General features: G+C 64.3%; 16 protein-coding genes. 13 read left to right on the top strand and 3 right to left on the bottom strand.

All coding sequences use genetic code 11. The features are described 5' to 3' along the window. Positions 1 to 94 precede the first annotated feature (94 nt). Positions 95 to 979 (top strand): DMT family transporter, encoded by an 885-nt coding sequence (locus M529_RS34265; RefSeq protein WP_021317756.1) that lies wholly within the window; start codon positions 95 to 97, stop codon positions 977 to 979. Here M529_RS34265 and M529_RS34260 read toward each other — a convergent pair. Then, positions 951 to 1,382 carry an OsmC family protein gene (locus tag M529_RS34260; RefSeq protein WP_021317755.1) on the bottom strand — a complete coding sequence of 144 codons (432 nt, stop codon included), beginning with the start codon at positions 1,380 to 1,382 and terminating at the stop codon, positions 951 to 953. The genes M529_RS34265 and M529_RS34260 overlap by 29 nt on opposite strands. 84 nt (positions 1,383 to 1,466) lie before the next feature. Here M529_RS34260 and M529_RS34255 point away from each other — a divergent pair, with 84 nt between their 5' ends. The 11 genes from M529_RS34255 to M529_RS34210 all read left to right on the top strand — a co-directional run bounded on the left by M529_RS34255 (position 1,467) and on the right by M529_RS34210 (position 11,916). After that, positions 1,467 to 1,844, top strand: coding sequence for a PRC-barrel domain-containing protein (locus M529_RS34255; RefSeq protein ID WP_021317754.1), 378 nt, complete (start codon positions 1,467 to 1,469; stop codon positions 1,842 to 1,844). Positions 1,845 to 2,010: 166 nt separating this feature from the next. Then, on the top strand, positions 2,011 to 2,679 hold the full coding sequence (locus tag M529_RS34250; RefSeq protein ID WP_021317753.1) for an RBBP9/YdeN family alpha/beta hydrolase: 669 nt from the start codon (positions 2,011 to 2,013) through the stop codon (positions 2,677 to 2,679). 97 nt (positions 2,680 to 2,776) lie between these two features. Next, positions 2,777 to 2,953: a YezD family protein gene (locus M529_RS48350; protein WP_021317752.1), complete on the top strand. Its 177-nt coding sequence runs from the start codon at positions 2,777 to 2,779 to the stop codon at positions 2,951 to 2,953. Positions 2,954 to 3,075: 122 nt separating this feature from the next. Then, positions 3,076 to 5,532, top strand: a complete 2,457-nt coding sequence (locus M529_RS34245; protein WP_021317751.1) for a TonB-dependent receptor — start codon at positions 3,076 to 3,078, stop codon at positions 5,530 to 5,532. Positions 5,533 to 5,656: 124 nt separating this feature from the next. Further along, complete coding sequence (gene panB / locus M529_RS34240; RefSeq protein WP_021317750.1) at positions 5,657 to 6,529, top strand: 3-methyl-2-oxobutanoate hydroxymethyltransferase; 873 nt, start codon at positions 5,657 to 5,659, stop codon at positions 6,527 to 6,529. A 74-nt stretch (positions 6,530 to 6,603) separates the two neighbouring features. Next, positions 6,604 to 7,302 (top strand): tetratricopeptide repeat protein, encoded by a 699-nt coding sequence (locus M529_RS34235; RefSeq protein WP_021317749.1) that lies wholly within the window; start codon positions 6,604 to 6,606, stop codon positions 7,300 to 7,302. Between the two features lie 10 nt (positions 7,303 to 7,312). Continuing rightward, complete coding sequence (locus M529_RS34230) at positions 7,313 to 8,662, top strand: outer membrane protein assembly factor BamB family protein (RefSeq protein ID WP_031294910.1); 1,350 nt, start codon at positions 7,313 to 7,315, stop codon at positions 8,660 to 8,662. Between the two features lie 118 nt (positions 8,663 to 8,780). Continuing rightward, positions 8,781 to 10,145: a ribosome biogenesis GTPase Der gene (gene der, locus M529_RS34225; RefSeq protein ID WP_021317747.1), complete on the top strand. Its 1,365-nt coding sequence runs from the start codon at positions 8,781 to 8,783 to the stop codon at positions 10,143 to 10,145. Next, a complete protein-coding gene (locus M529_RS34220) occupies positions 10,132 to 10,356 on the top strand; it encodes a sulfurtransferase TusA family protein (protein ID WP_031294908.1) in 225 nt (74 codons plus the stop codon). The genes der and M529_RS34220 overlap by 14 nt, the downstream gene beginning before the upstream one ends. A 62-nt stretch (positions 10,357 to 10,418) precedes the next feature. Continuing rightward, positions 10,419 to 10,859: an Hpt domain-containing protein gene (locus tag M529_RS34215; RefSeq protein ID WP_031294906.1), complete on the top strand. Its 441-nt coding sequence runs from the start codon at positions 10,419 to 10,421 to the stop codon at positions 10,857 to 10,859. Between the two features lie 52 nt (positions 10,860 to 10,911). Further along, positions 10,912 to 11,916: an LLM class flavin-dependent oxidoreductase gene (locus tag M529_RS34210; RefSeq protein ID WP_021317744.1), complete on the top strand. Its 1,005-nt coding sequence runs from the start codon at positions 10,912 to 10,914 to the stop codon at positions 11,914 to 11,916. On the opposite strand, the gene M529_RS34205 is transcribed toward M529_RS34210, so the two are convergent. Then, complete coding sequence (locus tag M529_RS34205) at positions 11,897 to 13,000, bottom strand: acyltransferase family protein (protein WP_021317743.1); 1,104 nt, start codon at positions 12,998 to 13,000, stop codon at positions 11,897 to 11,899. The two genes, M529_RS34210 and M529_RS34205, sit on opposite strands and share 20 nt — an antisense overlap. A 200-nt stretch (positions 13,001 to 13,200) precedes the next feature. Here M529_RS34205 and M529_RS34200 point away from each other — a divergent pair, with 200 nt between their 5' ends. After that, complete coding sequence (locus M529_RS34200) at positions 13,201 to 14,859, top strand: ATP-binding protein (protein WP_021317742.1); 1,659 nt, start codon at positions 13,201 to 13,203, stop codon at positions 14,857 to 14,859. Here M529_RS34200 and M529_RS34195 read toward each other — a convergent pair. Continuing rightward, positions 14,856 to 16,307, bottom strand: coding sequence for an MATE family efflux transporter (locus M529_RS34195; protein WP_021317741.1), 1,452 nt, complete (start codon positions 16,305 to 16,307; stop codon positions 14,856 to 14,858). The genes M529_RS34200 and M529_RS34195 overlap by 4 nt on opposite strands. Positions 16,308 to 16,320 lie beyond the last annotated feature (13 nt).

Here is a 16,320-nt window from a genome sequence, read left to right as displayed (position 1 = left end):
CACCGGGTAAAGCGGGGGCGTGCAACCGCCCTCGCCCACCAGCCCGCCCGAGGACATACAGGCGCCTCCCGCCCAACGTGAGGAACGGCCGCTGATGGCCATTGGTCTGCGGCTGCTGACAATGCTGTTCCTGTCGACGATGTTCATGTTGGGCAAGGTCATGGCCGGGCGCGGCGTAACTCTGGTCGAAACCCTGTTCTATCGCCAGTTGCTGGCGCTGCCGCTGGTCATGCTCTGGGTCGGGCTGACCGATGGGCTCGGGTCGCTGCGCACGCGACGGATCGGCAAGCATGCCAGCCGGACCGCGATGGGTCTTACCGGCATGATGCTCAACTTCGGCTCCTACATCCTGCTGCCGTTGACGGAGGCGACGACCATCGGCTTTTCGATGCCGATCTTCGCAACCCTGTTGTCCGCCCTGCTGCTGCGGGAAGCCACGGGACCGCATCGCTGGGCCGCGATCCTGATCGGCTTCGTTGGCATTCTCATCATGGCGCGGCCGGACGCTACTCATTTCTCGCCGCTGGGCGTTGGGGTTGCCGTGGCCGCCGCCGTCATGACCGCATGCATCAGCCTGTTGCTGCGCGACCTCGGTCGTACCGAAAATGCCGGCGTCATCGTCTTCTGGTTTACCGCGCTGTCGATGCCGCCGCTCGCCATATTGATGCTGTTCTTCGGCAAGGCGCATGACCTGTTCACCTGGGGCCTGCTGATCCTGCTCGGCTTGACCGGCGGCGCGGCACAGCTCTGCATGACGGGTGCGCTGCGCTGGGCGCCGGTATCGATCGTGCTGCCGATGGATTACAGCGCCATCCTCTGGGCGACTATATTCGGCTTCCTGATCTGGAACGAATGGCCGCTCGCCAGCACCTGGGCGGGCGCCGCACTGATCATCGCCAGCGGGCTGTATATCGCCTGGCGCGAGCATGTCCGCGCCAGGCGAGCCCGGATCAGCCGATCAGTTCCGCTTCCAGGCTGATCTCTGCCTTCAGCAGCTTGGACACGGGACAATTGGCCTTGGCCTTTGCCGCCAGTTCCTGGAAGGCTGCTTCGTCGGCACCGGGAATGCTTGCCCTGAGGCTGAGCCTGCTGGCCGTGATCGCGAAGCCGCCTTCCTGCTGCTCCAGCGTGACCACGGCGTTGGTCTCCATCCTCTCGGCGGTCAAGCCCGCCTCGCCCAGTATCAGCGACAGCGCCATGGTGAAACAGGAAGCATGGGCGGCGGCGATCAGTTCTTCGGGATTGGATCCGGGCATGCCCTCGAACCGCGTAGCGAAGCCGTAAGGATAGGCATTGAGCGCTCCGCTCTGCGTCGAGATCGCACCCTTGCCGTTCTTGAGTCCGCCGCTCCACACTGCTGATCCGCTGCGATTGATCTTCATGGGACACCTCCTTGCCGGAACCGGGGAACCCCCACGGGCCCCCGCGGTTGCATAGCATGGGGCGCAATTCCTCGGGAGAGTGACATGGCTTATTCGGACAACGACACCACGTTCGAGAACCGCGGCGACCTCATCGCATCGGATCGTGTGGAAGGTACGACGGTCTACAACCGCCAGGGCGAGCGGCTGGGCCACATATCCAACTTCATGGTGGAAAAGCGCAGCGGCCAGGTACGCTATGCGGTGCTGTCCTTCGGCGGCTTCCTTGGCCTGGGACAGGATCACTATCCCCTGCCCTGGTCGGTGCTGACCTATGACACCGAAAAGGGCGGCTACGTGATCGACCTCGCCAAAGAGGTACTGGAAGCCGCGCCCCATTATGGCGTCGGTGAGCGCCCGTTCGAGGACGAAGCCTACGGCCAGAGCGTCTATCGCTATTATGGCGTGACTTATCCCTGGTAACTGCGGGAAATTGGCGAAAGCAGGGCGCGTGCTCCAAAGGGCTGCGCCCTGTGCGTTTTGACGCTCTCCGACCGCCCAGTTTTCGACACAGTTTATCGCTTGGCCATTCTCTACCAATTAAATAGATTATATCTGTTCCCTCGAAACATAGGACGAGGATCAGACCATGGACCGATTCGGATACAGGAGCGAGGCCCGCCAGCCGGTTGTGCTGACCATTCCCGGCCTCAACAACAGCGCCAAGGATCATTGGCAAACCATCTGGGAAGAGCGGCGCGGCGATTGCGAACGCGTTGATCTGGGTAGCTGGGCCAGTCCCAACCGAAACGCATGGGTTTCGCGGCTGGACCAGGCGATCCGCCGCGCCGACGGCCCGGTCGTGCTGGCCGCGCACAGCCTGGGCTGCCTGGCGGTCGCCTGGTGGGGCTCTCTTCAAAGCCAGGCCTATGGCTGGCCCGTCACTGGTGCGCTGCTTGTCGCACCACCCGACTGCGACAGGATGGAAACGCCCGAGGCGATCGGCGCCTTCGGCCCTACGCCCCACGCGCAATTGCCGTTCCCGTCAATCGTGGTGGGCAGCCGGGACGACCCCTATATTTTCTTCGAACGATGCCACAGCATTGCCAAGAACTGGGGTAGCGAATTCGTCGATGCCGGCCATGCGGGGCATATCAACGCCACATCCGGCCTGGGCGAGTGGCGGTTCGGCCAAGCCTTGCTGGATCGCCTGCTGGACGGCGCGACCGATCAAGCCGCAGCATTGCGGCAGCAGCGTCCTTCCCTCCTCCCGCGCACCGGGTTCCAGCGCGGACCACGCATGACCGCGAATCCCTGAATTATCCGTGGGCACGACAAGAGAAACTTGAGTGCCCCTTATTTTTGCTTTTTTGTCTATAAATTTAGTTGAGATAAATGACTCTCAAGAGGTGCCCATGACCGAACACAGACCCATCAACATTCCCCGAGCCCAGCGCGCCGATATCGTCGCCAGCATCGAAAAGCTGAGCGATATGCTGGAAACGCTCCGCTTCGGCTCCATCACGCTGACCATCCATGATGCCAAGGTCGTCCAGATCGACCTGACGGAAAAAACACGTCTTTCCAGCTGAAGATCGGCGAAGGGGCCTGCGGCCAAGGGGACCGCCGGCATTGCACTAGCCTCAACGGCCTTCACCGGACCACCGGCAAGGCTGCGTTGATCTACCGGACATCCGGAAAGAGGGGGACATCCATGATTGCGCGTACCTATCTGTTCGCCGGCGTTGCGGGCCTCAGCCTGCTGTCATCCATGGCTTTCGCACAGGACGCCGCGCCTCCGCCCGAAGCGGATCAGACCACGCAGCAACCCCGCGGCGACGTCATCATCGTCACGGCCCGCCGCCGCCAGGAAACGGCGCAGGAAGTGCCGCTCGCGATTTCCGTGATCCGCGGGGACAGTATCGAGGCGACGGGCAATTTCAACGTCGTCAAGTTGCAGCAGCTCGCGCCGACGCTCCAGGTATACACCTCCAACCCACGCAACACCTCGGTCAATATCCGCGGCCTGGGCGTGCCCTTTGGTCTGACCAGCGACGGTTTCGAGCAGGGCGTCGGCATCTATGTCGACGACGTCTATAATTCGCGCGTTGCCGCCGCGACATTCGACTTCCTCGACGTCGCTCAGGTGGAAGTGCTGCGCGGGCCGCAGGGCACGCTATATGGCAAGAACACCACCGCTGGAGCGATCAACATCACCACCAACCAGCCGACCTTCGATTTCGAAGGCCGGGCCGAGCTGAGCGTGGGCAACCTGGGCTACAAACAGGCGAAGGCCGCCATTTCGGGGCCGCTGTCCGATACCGTCGCTGCTCGGATAGCCGTCGCTGCAACGGGCCGCCGGGGCACGCTCTTCAACACGATCACCGACCGGTGGATCAACGAACAGGACAATCTCGGTCTCCGCGGCCAGCTGCTGTTCCGGCCGAATGACGATCTGAATATCACCCTGTCGGGTGACTACAGCCGGCAGAATCCGGAATGCTGTGGCACCGTGTTCGTGCGCGTGGGACGTACCCAGCGGGCGCTCAATCGCCAGTATGATGCTCTGGTCGCCGCCGTCAGCGCCGCCAATCCGGGCCGCAGTTACGCGGAGCCCAGCCGCAATCCCTATGACCGGCTGAGTGACCTCGACTCCAGCCTGAATGCGGGCAACAAGATCGGCGGGGCGTCGCTGCGGGTGAAGTGGGATCTCGGTTCCGGCACGCTGACCTCGGTCACCGCCTGGCGCTTTTGGGACTGGAGGCCAGAGAATGACCGCGACTTCACGGGCCTGTCGATCGTGTCGAGATCGCAGAACCCGTCGCAGCAGGACCAGTACAGCCAGGAATTCCGCTATAATTATGCAGGCGAGAAGATCGATTTCGTGCTCGGCCTGTTCGGCTTCAAGCAGCGAATCGACACCCAGGGCACCGAGCAGCAGGGCGCCGACGCCAGCCGCTGGAGCCTCTCCGGTGCCCAGGCTACCGATCCCTCCATCCTCAAAGGACTGACCGCCACCAACACCCAATGGCTCAAGAGCACCAGCGCCGCATTGTTCGGACAGCTGAGCTGGCACGTCAACGACGCGCTGACGATCCAGCCGGGCGCGCGCCTGAACTATGACAAGAAGTCGGGCTTTTATCAGCGCATCGTGACCAACGGCCAAGGCCAGCAGATCAGCTGCACCCCTGCACCCGCTGCGGGAAGCGTGTTGGCAGCGCAGTGCGGCGTGTATCAGCCACAGGTCAGTGCGCCGTCCGACAGCGCGTGGAACCTCACCTATGACTTCAACGTCAACTACAAGATCGCGCCCGACATCCTGGCCTATGCGACCTATGCGAAGAGCTTCAAGACGCTGGGGATCAACCAGAACGGCCTGCCGCTGAACGCGGACAACACGGTCAACTACGATGCCGGCACGGTGAAGCCGGAATCGGTCAACCATTTCGAGACGGGCCTGAAGACCCAGTTCTGGAACCGGCGGGCGACCTTCAACCTCAGCGCCTTCCGCACGGAGATCAAGGATTTCCAGGCGACGGTGAACGGTGGCCAGTTCGGCACGGTACGCGGCTATCTGGCCAATGCAGGGAAGGTCCGTTCCCAAGGCATAGAGGCGGACTTCAAGGTCGTCGCCAGCGATCGCTTCACCGCCTATGCCAATGGCGCCTATACCGACGCCAAATACAAGAAATTCGTCGATGCGCCCTGCCCGCCCGAGCTGTCTGGCGGCACGTTCCAGCCGGCCAACGCCACGCCCGACTATTCGCAGCCGGGTGTTCCGGGAGCGCTCAGCCCGCGCCAGTGCGACATTTCGGGCCAGCGCCTGCCCGGCGTTTCCAAATGGGCTTTCTCCTATGGCGCCGAGTACAACATACCGGTGACGCTGCTGGACAAGGACGGGCAAGTCTATCTCGGCGTGGACGGCAACTATCGCTCCCACTGGAACTCGAACGCCTCGCCTTCGATCTACACCGAAGTGAAGGGCTATGCGCTGACCAATTTCCGCGCTGGCTTCCGGGGAGAGGACTTCGACATCTTCGGCTGGATCCGCAACGCGTTCGACGTGAACTATATCGATCTGCTGCAGGTCGCGCCGGGCAATACCGGCCTGATCGCCGGCCAGCCCGGCGACCCGCAGACCTGGGGCGGGACGATCAAGTTCTCGTTCTGACCGGTCACCCCGGGGCGCGCCCTCCCCCCCTCTGCGCCCCACCATCGAGCGGGAGCTGTCCTTCGGGGCCGCTCCCGCTCCTCCGGCATTTGCTACCTGGCTTGCGCTGGGTTAGAGGCCATCCATGTCCACGACCTTCACGCTCGACACGTCGACCAGCCGTGCCAACCCCACTCCGGCGCCGATGAAGCGCCTGACCGTCCCCGCCATCCAGCGCCGCAAGTTCGAGGGAAAGACCGAGGAACCGCTGGTGATGCTGACCGCCTATACGGCGCGACAGGCGCAGATCCTGGACCCGCATTGCGACATGCTGCTGGTGGGCGATTCGCTGGGGCAGGTCATTTACGGACTTCCCTCCACCCTTGCTGTCACCTTGGACATGATGATCGCGCACGGCGCCGCAGTGGTGCGCGGCAGCTATCACAGCCTGGTTCTCGTCGACATGCCCTTCGGCAGCTACGAAGCCTCGCCCCAGGTCGCTTTCGCCAGCGCCAGCCGGGTGATGGCGGAAACCGGTTGCGCGGGCGTCAAGCTGGAGGGCGGACAGGCGATGGCGGAAACCATCGCCTTCCTCGCCGCCCGCGGTATTCCGGTCATGGCGCATGTCGGCCTGACGCCGCAGGCGGTGAATGCGCTGGGCGGCTATGGCGCGCGCGGCAAAAGCCAGCAGGAACATGCCAAGATCCTGGGCGATGCGCGTGCCGTCGCCGAAGCGGGCGCCTTCGCCCTCGTGCTGGAAGGCGTGATGGAGGAACTGGCCGTGGCGGTTACCGAAAGTGTCGACATACCGGTCATCGGCATCGGCGCCTCGGCCCGATGCGACGGACAGGTGCTCGTCACCGAAGATATGCTGGGCATGTTCGACCGCGTGCCCCGCTTCGTGAAGCGCTATGAAAATATTGCGGAAACCATCGATGGAGCGGCCGCCCGATACGCCGCCGAGGTGCGCGACCGCAGCTTTCCGACCGAAGATCAGGTCTACCGCCCCAAAAAGTGATTTGCGCGGACCAACAGCGCCGCTAATGATCGCGCCTTCCGCGTGCCGTTGCTGATGTATTTCTGGAGATTCCCGTGGCCCTGACGCCGCAAAACAGCGAAGCCTTCATGCGCGAGGTCGACGAGGCCGTCCGCCAGGACCGGATGCTGACCTTCTGGCAGCGCTATGGCCGCTGGCTGGTGGTCGCCGTGGTCCTCGGCCTGATCCTTTTTGCCGGCTGGCTTTACTGGCAGCAGCACAGCCGCACCCAGTCGGAAGCCGTGTCCGAACAGATGGACGCGCTGCTGTCGACCGCAACCCGAGGCGGCACGCCGGACGCCAAGCAGCTCGACGCGCTTACCCAGGCAAGCCAGCCCGGCTATCGCGCCGGCGCGCTGATGCTGAAGGCGGGCATCGCCGCGCGCAAGGGCGACAGCAAGGCCGCCATCGCCGCCTATCAGGCGATCGCGGCGGACAATTCGCTGGACCAGCCCTATCGCGACCTGGCGCTGATCCGCCAGACAGCGCTGGAGTTCGAAAGCCTGAAGCCCCAGCAGATCGTTGACCGGCTGAAGCCGCTGGCGGTGGAAGGGGCACCGTGGTTCGGCAGCGCCGGGGAGTTGGTGGCGATCGCCTATATGAAGATGGGCAAGCCCGATCTTGCGGGTCCGATGTTTGCCGCCATGGCCAAGGACAAGACCGTACCCGACTCGATCCGTTCACGCGCGCGACAGATGGCCGGGCTATTGGGGATCGACGCCGTCGAAACGCCGGCCGAGCCTGGACAGGGATGAAGTGAAGCGCATGGCATTGCACAGCATGAAGATGAGGATGCCGATCCGCCGTACCATGGCGGCCGTGGCGATGGTGGCTCTGCTGGCCGGCTGCGGCATTGTGGGCGGGAAGAAGGGTGGACCCAAGACGCCGGTTGTCGGCAAGCGCGTCTCGATCCTCTCGAACGAGCAGGGGATCGAAGTCGATCCAACCCTTGCCGACGTACCGGTCAGCTTGCCTGAGGCCTATGTGAACGACCAATGGTCGCAGCCGGGAGGAGATCCTTCCAAGGCGATGGGGCATCTGGCGTTCGGTGCGTCGCCCAAGACTGTTTGGACCAGCTCGATCGAAGGCAGCAAGCCGCAGGCCCGCCTCGCTTCGGCTCCCGTAATCGCGGGGGGCAAGCTGTACGTGATCGATGCCGGCGCCCATGTCATTGCGTTCGACGCCAATAGCGGGTCCAAGCTGTGGCAGACCTCCCTTCCGGCGGAGGGGAATGGCCGGGCGCTGTTCGGCGGCGGCGTCAGTATCCTGGACGGCAAGCTGTTCGCGAGCACCGGCATCGGCGACGTCGCCGCGATCGATGCGAGCAGCGGCAATATCCTGTGGAAGAAGCGCCCCGGCGGCCCGCTGCGTGGTGCGCCGACATTGGCGAACGGCCATGTTTACGTGATGGGCCAGGACAATCAGATCTTCGCGCTCAACCAGACGGATGGCGAAGTGCTCTGGACCGACAGCGGCACTTTGCAGACCACGGGCATTTTCGGCGTGGCGGCCCCCGCCGCCGCCCAGGGCACGGTGATCGCGGGCTACAGTTCGGGCGAGCTGACGGCTTATCGCTATGAGAATGGCCGTACCCTGTGGGGCGACGCGCTGTCGCGCACCAGCATCTCCACCGCCGTCGCCACGCTGACCGATATTGATGCCGATCCGGTGATCGACCGCGGCCGCGTCTTCGCGATCGGCCAGGGCGGCCGCATGGCATCCTATGAGCTGACCAGCGGCCAGCGCCTGTGGGAAATCAACATCGCCGGCATTTCCACCCCTTGGGTTGCGGGCGAATGGGTGTTCGCCGTCACCAGCGACGCCAAGCTGCTCTGCGTCGCCCGCGCCACCGGACGCATCCGCTGGATCAGTCAGCTGCGCCGCTGGGAGAAGGAAAAGAAGAAAACCAACGCCATCCGCTGGACCGGTCCAGTACTGGCGGGTGGACGCCTGATCCTGGTTTCGACCCATGGCGACCTCAATTATGTCGATCCGGGGACGGGGGCGATCCAGGCGCAGGTCGATATGGACAAGTCCATGTCGCTTTCCCCGGTGGTCGCGAACAATACGCTTTACATCCTGGCCGATGACGGCCGGTTGACCGCGCTGCGGTAAAAGCGGATCAAGCAAGCGGATGCTCCTGCGAAGGCGGGAGCCTGGTTCCGGCCGCCGGACTGGGCTCCCGCCTTCGCAGGAGCGCGCATTTCGTTTTTCAAGAAGGATATGGGCCACCATGCTGCCCACTGTTGCCATTGTCGGGCGGCCCAATGTCGGCAAGTCCACCCTCTTCAACCGCCTGGTCGGCAAGAAGCTGGCCCTCGTCGACGACCAACCAGGAGTCACGCGCGATCGGCGCGAGGGGGAGGCTCATTTGCTTGGGCTCGACTTCACGATCATCGATACGGCGGGCTATGAAGATGAGGATGCCCAGTCCCTCCCCGGCCGTATGCGGCTCCAGACCGAAGCGGCAGTGGATTCGGCCGATGTCGCTCTCTTCGTGATCGACTCCCGTGCCGGCATCACGCCGCTGGACGAGGAAATCGCCCGTTGGCTGCGCAGCGGCGACATTCCGGTTGTACTGCTAGCCAACAAGGCGGAAGGCAGGGCGGGCGACGACGGCGTCATGGAAGCGTTCAGCCTAGGCCTGGGAGAACCCGTCCCCTTCTCCGCGGAACATGGTCAAGGCCTTGCCGATCTGTTCCAGGCGCTCCTCCCCCATATCGACCGCGAGGAGGAAGAAGAGGAGCCCGAGACGGAGGAGGACAGCGAAAGCGCGCCGCTCAAGCTCGCCATCGTCGGCCGCCCCAATGCAGGCAAGTCGACCCTCATCAATCGCCTGCTGGGCGAGAACCGCCTGCTGACCGGACCGGAAGCCGGCATCACGCGGGACAGCATCGCGGTTGACTGGACCTGGACCGATCCCGACGGCAACGACCGTCCCGTCCGCCTGATCGACACCGCCGGCATGCGCAAGCGGGCCAAGGTGCAGGACAAGCTGGAAAAGCTGGCGGTTTCGGACGGCCTGAACGCCGTGAACTTTGCCGAGGTGGTCGTGCTGCTGCTCGATGCCACGCGCGGGCTGGAGGCGCAGGATCTGCGCATTGCCGACAAGGTGCTGGAGGAAGGTCGCGCGCTCGTCATCGGCCTCAACAAATGGGACACCGTGGAAAACGGCTCGGCGCTCTATCAGGGGATCAAGCAGGCGCTGTCGGACGGGCTGGCGCAGGTGCGCGGCGTGCCGATCATGACCGTCTCCGGCGCCACCGGGAAGGGTCTGGACGACCTGATCCGCGTCGCTTTCGAAACCCGGACCGCCTGGTCGCAGCGCGTTTCCACCGGTATCCTCAATCGCTGGTTCGAGCGCGCGTTGGAGGCCAATCCCCCCCCAGCGCCCGGTGGCAAGCGGATCAAGCTGCGCTATATCACCCAGAACAAGACCCGCCCGCCGACCTTCGTGCTGTTCGGTACCCGGCTGGACGAACTTCCTGAAAGCTATCGCCGCTATCTGGTGAACGGCATCCGCAGGGAACTGGGTTTCGGGGCCGTGCCTGTACGCCTCACCCTGCGCAGCGCCAAAAATCCCTATGCCAACAAATGAACCGGTTCATATCGATGCGCGCGGGATGAAATGCCCCTGGCCTGCGTTGCGTGCGGCGCGGACCATGCGTGAGGCGGCAGTAATGACCATAGAAGCCGACGACCCGATCGCAGGTCGCGAACTGCAGGCGCTTGCCCGGCAGCGAGGGTGGTCGTTCGAGGCGCTCGGCACACAACATTTCCAACTTCGCAGGCACGACTTGGCCGAGTAGGCATTTACGCTCTATTTACGCGCGGCGCTTATCCTGCTCGAGCAAGGCAGGGAGTGTCGCAGGTGTCTCATCAAGATACCGAACTGGTGAACTGGAATGATTTTGCTCGCACCCGCACCGAATTGGGCGCGTCGTTCCTGCGCATTCTGGGCTATTTTCGCGAGGATGGAGCCAAGGCCATCGCGGCGGTGGAGGACGCCTTTCGCGCCCGCAACGCCGTGGCGCTCGTCACGCCTGCGCATACGCTGAAGGGCGAGTCGGCTCAGTTCGGCGCCTATCGCCTGAGCGGGATGGCGGAAGAAATCGAGTTGGTTGCGCGCCGCTGCATCGAATTTCGGGAAAGCCCCGAGGAACTGATCGAGACCGTGGTCGCATTACGCCCCTGCTTTACTGAAACCATGGCAATGCTGGATCGCGACGCCAACCCGCTGGTGGCCCGCCGCCCCGGGACGTTCGGCAGGCGTACCGAAAGCCCGGCGGGCGATTTTGGCCGGGCAGTCTAAGCTGCGGCATTCCGTCTTGAAATAAAACCGATCATACCCCCATATGCGGGATATGGTTCAGCTCTCCGTCCTCGATCTCGTGCCCGTTGCCGAAGGCAGCGACGCACGCAAAGCCCTCGCCAATGCGGCCGATCTGGCTGCTCACGCGGAATCGCTCGGCTATCGCCGCTTCTGGGTTGCGGAGCATCATGGCATGCCCGGCATTGCATCGGCCGCCACGTCGGTCGTGCTGGCCCATATCGGCCATGCGACTTCCACCATTCGGATCGGCGCTGGCGGCATCATGCTGCCCAACCATGCCCCGCTCGCCATCGCTGAACAGTTTGGTACGCTCGCTGCGCTTTTCCCTGGCCGCGTCGACCTGGGGCTTGGCCGGGCGCCCGGTTCGGATCAGCGGGTCGCACAGGCGATGCGCCGGACACTGGATGGCGGCGTCGACCAGTTTCCCAGGGATATCATGGAGCTGCAGGCCTATTTTGCCGGCGACACACGCCTTGGCTTCGAAGCGACGCCCGCTGCCGGCGCTGATATCCCGCTCTGGATCCTGGGTTCCAGCCTTTATGGCGCGCAACTGGCGGCTGCGCTCGGCCTGCCCTATGCCTTCGCGTCCCATTTCGCGCCGGCTGCACTCGATGATGCGATTGCCGTCTATCGCCGAGACTTCCGTCCCTCTGCGCAACTGCGCGAACCCTATGTGATGGCCGGATATAACGTCTTTGCCGCCGATACGGCGGAGGAAGCTGCGCTCCTGGCCTCTTCGATGCAGCAAGCCTTCATCCGCCTGCGAACCGGGCAACCGGGCAAGCTGCAGCCACCCGTTCCCGGCTATCTCGACAGCCTGCCGCCTCAGGGGCGTACCATGCTGGCCGACGTCCTGAGTTGCTCCAGCATCGGCACCGAGGCGGATGTCGAGCGCGATCTTTCCGTCTTCCTCCGCCGTACCCAAGTGGACGAGATCATCGTCACCGGCCAGATCTACGACCCGGAAGCGCGCAAGCGCAGCTTTGCCATCGCCATTGCTGCCGCGCGCAATGTCCTCACGCCGGCAGCGGCTTGATCTTTGGGCTGGGGCTGAGACGCCCGCCGCTCAGCAACCGCGCCAACGGGGGCGCGGCTCGTCCGAGCCCCGTGCCGATCAGCACCACGGCAATCAGCACCAGCACCGGCTGTACGATCAGGTAGAGCGGATAAAGCGGCGATCCCAAGACCCCAAACATAGCGCCCAGCACTGGCCCGCCGAGCCAGATCAGGATGAGGTGCGCACAGAAGAGGAAGAAGGCGAAGGGCTCTATCCGCAGCAGCGTCCCTCGTGCCGGGCTATGCGCCAAGGCCCAAGATACACGCCAGAAGCACAGTGCGGCGGCGACGCGCACCGTCATGTCGAGCAGCCCCGCACCGGCGCTTGAGGGCGCGCCCGCGTGAAGCGACCAGGAAAGCTGGATCGGCATCAGCAGCGCGAAGGGAATCACGGCTACAGGGAATGGCAGCGCTGCCGTTCGCTCCGCCAGCCCGACCCGCCGCGCGAGGATGCCGAGAGTGAAGAAGAAGACGATCGATGCGCGCATGATCACCGGCGGCCCGATCCCCATGACCTGCGCGACCAGCGCCGCCGCCATGATCAGCAACAGCGTCCAGTTGGGCAAGCGCACCAGCAGCGGTGCGGCGACCATGCACAGGAACAGGTCGCGCAGAAACGGCATCTGCACGTTGATGTCGGGATTACGCGAGACGATGAACAGCTCTTGGAACAGCCATCCGAGCGACTGCGGTGTGGGCGCGGCGAGGTGGGCGAGCCGAGCGGCGCCGGAAACGAGCAGGATCGCAAGCGCATTCCACAGGATCATCGGCAGCAGGATTGTGCGCGCCTTGCGCGCGACATGACGGCCCCAATCAAGAGTGCGGGACGACTCGCTTACGAGCCATCCGGAGATGAGGCCCAGCAGCGGGACGGCGCTACGTCCGAAAATCTCCATCAGGACCCAGCGCAGGCTTTCCTGCGGCGTGCCGCGCAGGGTCTCGAGTTGCGCGCCGTTAATGCCTGTCCAGGCATGGACATAGACCACCCCAAGGATGCAGATGACGCGGGCGATGGCTATGGCGTCAGAGCGGCGGGCTCGGTCAGCCGGGATCAGGTTGGACAAGCAGGCATCCCTGGTCTGTGTGGGAGATGAATGCCTGAACTTGATCCATGTTCCTGCCAGCGTTTCGTTCCGACGGAATAAGTCAACAGTTCATGGACTTCCGAAGCCGACGAACCGGGTGACTAAGCCTATCTTTACGATTGGCACCTATCACCGGCTGGCATGCCGACTTGCGTTCGGCACAGGGGACGAAGAGGCTCATGACCCATATGCCGGGGGCGCATCAATTCTCGACCGGTGAGACGGTCCATGTCCTTCCGGCGTCCGCGGCCATCGGCATGGTGTTCCAGATCGCTGGTTCCAGTTCCAAGGTGATGATCGATGCCGCGCGCCTGCATGTGCTGGCGCAGGACAGCGACCCCTGCATCGCGATGGCAGGACAGGTCGGCAGCCAGGTCAAGATGCGCGTCGGTGGCAGCTGGCTGATCGCGTCGATCCGCGCCATGACAATGGATGCGCAGAACCCCGCGGGCATCATCGCCGACATCGATTTCCTGGGCGAAGGCGACGAGGAGAAGCTCACCGGTCGCATCTTCCGCTTTCGCCGCGGCGTTACCCGCTATCCGACTCCGGGCACGGAGATCCATCCGGTCTCCAGCCACGACATGAACCAGATTTACGCCGCCGACGATCGCGCACATGTGCAGATCGGCACGGTCTATCCCACCGCCGACACACGCGCTGCCCTCTATGTGGATTCGATGCTGGGCAAGCACTTCGCGCTGCTGGGATCGACCGGCACCGGCAAGTCCACCAGCGCCGCGCTGATCCTCCATCGCATCTGCGACCTGTCGCCGCAGGGCCACATCGTCATGATCGACCCGCATGGCGAATATGGCGCCGCCTTCGCCCAGAACGGTGCGGTCTATGACATCAACAATCTTGCCCTGCCCTACTGGTTGATGAACTTCGAGGAGCATTGCGAGGTCTTCGTGACATCCGAAGGATCGGAGCGCACGGTCGATTGCGACATCCTCGCCAAATGCCTGCTCGCCGCCCGTTCGAAGAACCGGCTCGCGGAAAGCATCGGGCGGCTGACGGTGGATTCGCCCATTCCCTATCTGCTGTCCGACCTCACCAACATCCTGCAGAACGAGATGGGGAAGCTCGACAAGGGCACCAACTCGCTGCCCTATATGCGCCTGAAGACCAAGATCGACGAGATCAAGGCGGACCCGCGCTATTCCTTCATGTTCTCCGGCATGCTGGTGGCGGATTCGATGCAGCAGTTCATCGCCAAGATCTTCCGCCTGCCCGCGGGTGGGAAGCCGATCTCGATCATCGACGTGTCGGCCATGCCTTCGGAAATCACCTCGACCGTGGTGTCGGTGCTGTCGCGGCTGGTGTTCGACTATGCGATCTGGGCACGGGACGAGCCGCAGCGGCCCATCTTGCTGGTCTGCGAGGAGGCGCATCGCTACATCCCCAGCACCACCAGCGGCGCGGGCCAGGCGGTGCGCAAGATCCTGGAACGGATCGCCAAGGAAGGCCGCAAATATGGCGTTTCGCTGGGCCTGATTACCCAGCGGCCGTCGGACCTGGCCGAAGGCGTGCTGTCGCAGTGCGGCACCATCATCTCGATGCGCCTCAACAACGACCGCGACCAGGCCTTCGTCAAGGCGGCGATGCCAGAGGGCGCGCGCGGGTTCCTGGATTCGATCCCGGCGCTGCGCAACCGGGAGGCGATCATCTGCGGCGAGGGCGTCGCGGTGCCGATCCGCGTTTCGCTCGACAATCTGGAGGAGAGCCGGCGCCCCGCATCCAGCGATCCGAGCTTCACCGAACTGTGGCGCCAGTCCGGCGGGGAGAACGACATCCTCGACCGCACCATCACCCGCTGGCGCAACCAGGGGCGCTAACCGGCAGGAGCAATGCGTCCGGCGGGCTCCGCCTCGCTGTTCACCGCCTCGCGGCATTCCTCCTCATGCACCGGCACCAGCAGCCGGGCCTTGCGCCAGCCGCCCTGCGCATAGACCAGCCACGCCAGCAATACGGCCGTCAGCGAACTCACCGGAAAGCTGAACCAGAGCGCATTGGCGCCCAGCGCCGGATAGGCGACGTAGTAGAAACCGATCCGCACGACGAAAAGGGTGAAGGTCAAAATGACGAGCGGCGGCACCACGACGCCGTTGGCGCGCATCACCCCGAAGAAGATCATGGTGCAGCCGAACATCAGGAAGCTCCAGCTGACGGTCAGCTGCATATGCCATGCCGCGTCGATCGCGGCCTGGTTGGCGCCCAGGAACAGCGACAGCAGGGGAGCATGGAACAGCAGGATGACGACGATCATCGATCCCGTGATCGCCAGCTGATAGCCCAGGCCATAGCGGGTGATCCGCCCGATCCGGTCCCAGCGCCCAGCGCCTACATTCTGCGCCGCCATGGCGCTGACCGCCGCGCCCATCGCCATCGCCGGCATCTGGAGATAGGTCCATATCTGCTGCGCCGCGCCATAGGCGGCCGTGACCAGCAGCCCTTCGCGATTGACCAGCCCGATCATCACCAGGCCGGAACCCGACATGACGATCATCTGCAGCCCCATCGGCAGTCCCTTGCCGAACAGCACGCGCATCTGGTCGGCCGCCGGCCACAGCCAGCGCAGCTCGGGGCCGCGAAGCCTGAGGGGTAGATCCTTGGCATAGGTGAAGGCGACCAGCCCGATCAGGCTGACGAAGCCCGCCATGGCGGTCGCCGCCGCGGATCCGGCGATGCCGAAGGCCGGGATCGGCCCCAGGCCGAGGATCAGCACCGGATTGAGCACCAAGTCGATGGTGACGCTGACGATCATGAAGATCAGCGGCGTGCGCGCGTCCCCCGCGCCGCGCAGCCCCATCATGATCATGACGGCGAGCAGGGTCGCCGGCATCGCCACGAAGATGACGCGCAGATAGACGAGGGCGAGGCCGAACGCCTCCGCCGGGGTTGCCAGCAGGCGGAGCAGCGCCGGGGCGCCGATCCAGCCCGCCACCGCCACGCCCAGCCCCATCATAGAACAGAAGCCGACCGCCGACCCGAAGGCCCGGCGCGCCGCCGTCACGTCGCGAGCCCCCATCGCCTGCCCGATCATCACCGTCGCCGCCATGCCGAAGCCGAAGACGACCGAGAACATCAGGAACATGATGATGTTGGCATTGGCGGTCGCCGCCAGCGCCTGCGGCCCCAGGAAGCGGCCGACCCAGATCGCGTTGATCGACCCGTTCAGCGACTGGAGCACGTTGGCGACCAGCGTCGGGATGGCGAACAGCAGGAGCGCCGATGCGATCGGCCCCTGTGTCAGGTCTCTTGTGCCCTTGCCTTCGCCGCTCATGCTTGCCCCTTCC

The organism is Sphingobium ummariense RL-3, assembly GCF_000447205.1.
Taxonomy (GTDB): Bacteria; Pseudomonadota; Alphaproteobacteria; order Sphingomonadales; family Sphingomonadaceae; genus Sphingobium; species Sphingobium ummariense.
The sequence above is the reverse complement of the archived record's forward strand: the minus strand, read 5'-3'. Positions and strand labels throughout refer to the sequence as shown.

Bases quoted from the DNA above. Each gene is read 5' to 3' on its own strand.
- M529_RS34265 (WP_021317756.1), top strand. From the start codon at position 95: ATGGCCATTGGTCTGCGGCTGCTGACAATGCTGTTCCTGTCGACGATG.
- M529_RS34260 (WP_021317755.1), bottom strand. From the start codon at position 1,382: ATGAAGATCAATCGCAGCGGATCAGCAGTGTGGAGCGGCGGACTCAAG.
- M529_RS34255 (WP_021317754.1), top strand. From the start codon at position 1,467: ATGGCTTATTCGGACAACGACACCACGTTCGAGAACCGCGGCGACCTC.
- M529_RS34250 (WP_021317753.1), top strand. From the start codon at position 2,011: ATGGACCGATTCGGATACAGGAGCGAGGCCCGCCAGCCGGTTGTGCTG.
- M529_RS48350 (WP_021317752.1), top strand. From the start codon at position 2,777: ATGACCGAACACAGACCCATCAACATTCCCCGAGCCCAGCGCGCCGAT.
- M529_RS34245 (WP_021317751.1), top strand. From the start codon at position 3,076: ATGATTGCGCGTACCTATCTGTTCGCCGGCGTTGCGGGCCTCAGCCTG.
- panB (WP_021317750.1), top strand. From the start codon at position 5,657: ATGTCCACGACCTTCACGCTCGACACGTCGACCAGCCGTGCCAACCCC.
- M529_RS34230 (WP_031294910.1), top strand. From the start codon at position 7,313: ATGGCATTGCACAGCATGAAGATGAGGATGCCGATCCGCCGTACCATG.
- der (WP_021317747.1), top strand. From the start codon at position 8,781: ATGCTGCCCACTGTTGCCATTGTCGGGCGGCCCAATGTCGGCAAGTCC.
- M529_RS34220 (WP_031294908.1), top strand. From the start codon at position 10,132: ATGCCAACAAATGAACCGGTTCATATCGATGCGCGCGGGATGAAATGC.
- M529_RS34210 (WP_021317744.1), top strand. From the start codon at position 10,912: ATGGTTCAGCTCTCCGTCCTCGATCTCGTGCCCGTTGCCGAAGGCAGC.
- M529_RS34200 (WP_021317742.1), top strand. From the start codon at position 13,201: ATGACCCATATGCCGGGGGCGCATCAATTCTCGACCGGTGAGACGGTC.
- M529_RS34195 (WP_021317741.1), bottom strand. From the start codon at position 16,307: ATGAGCGGCGAAGGCAAGGGCACAAGAGACCTGACACAGGGGCCGATC.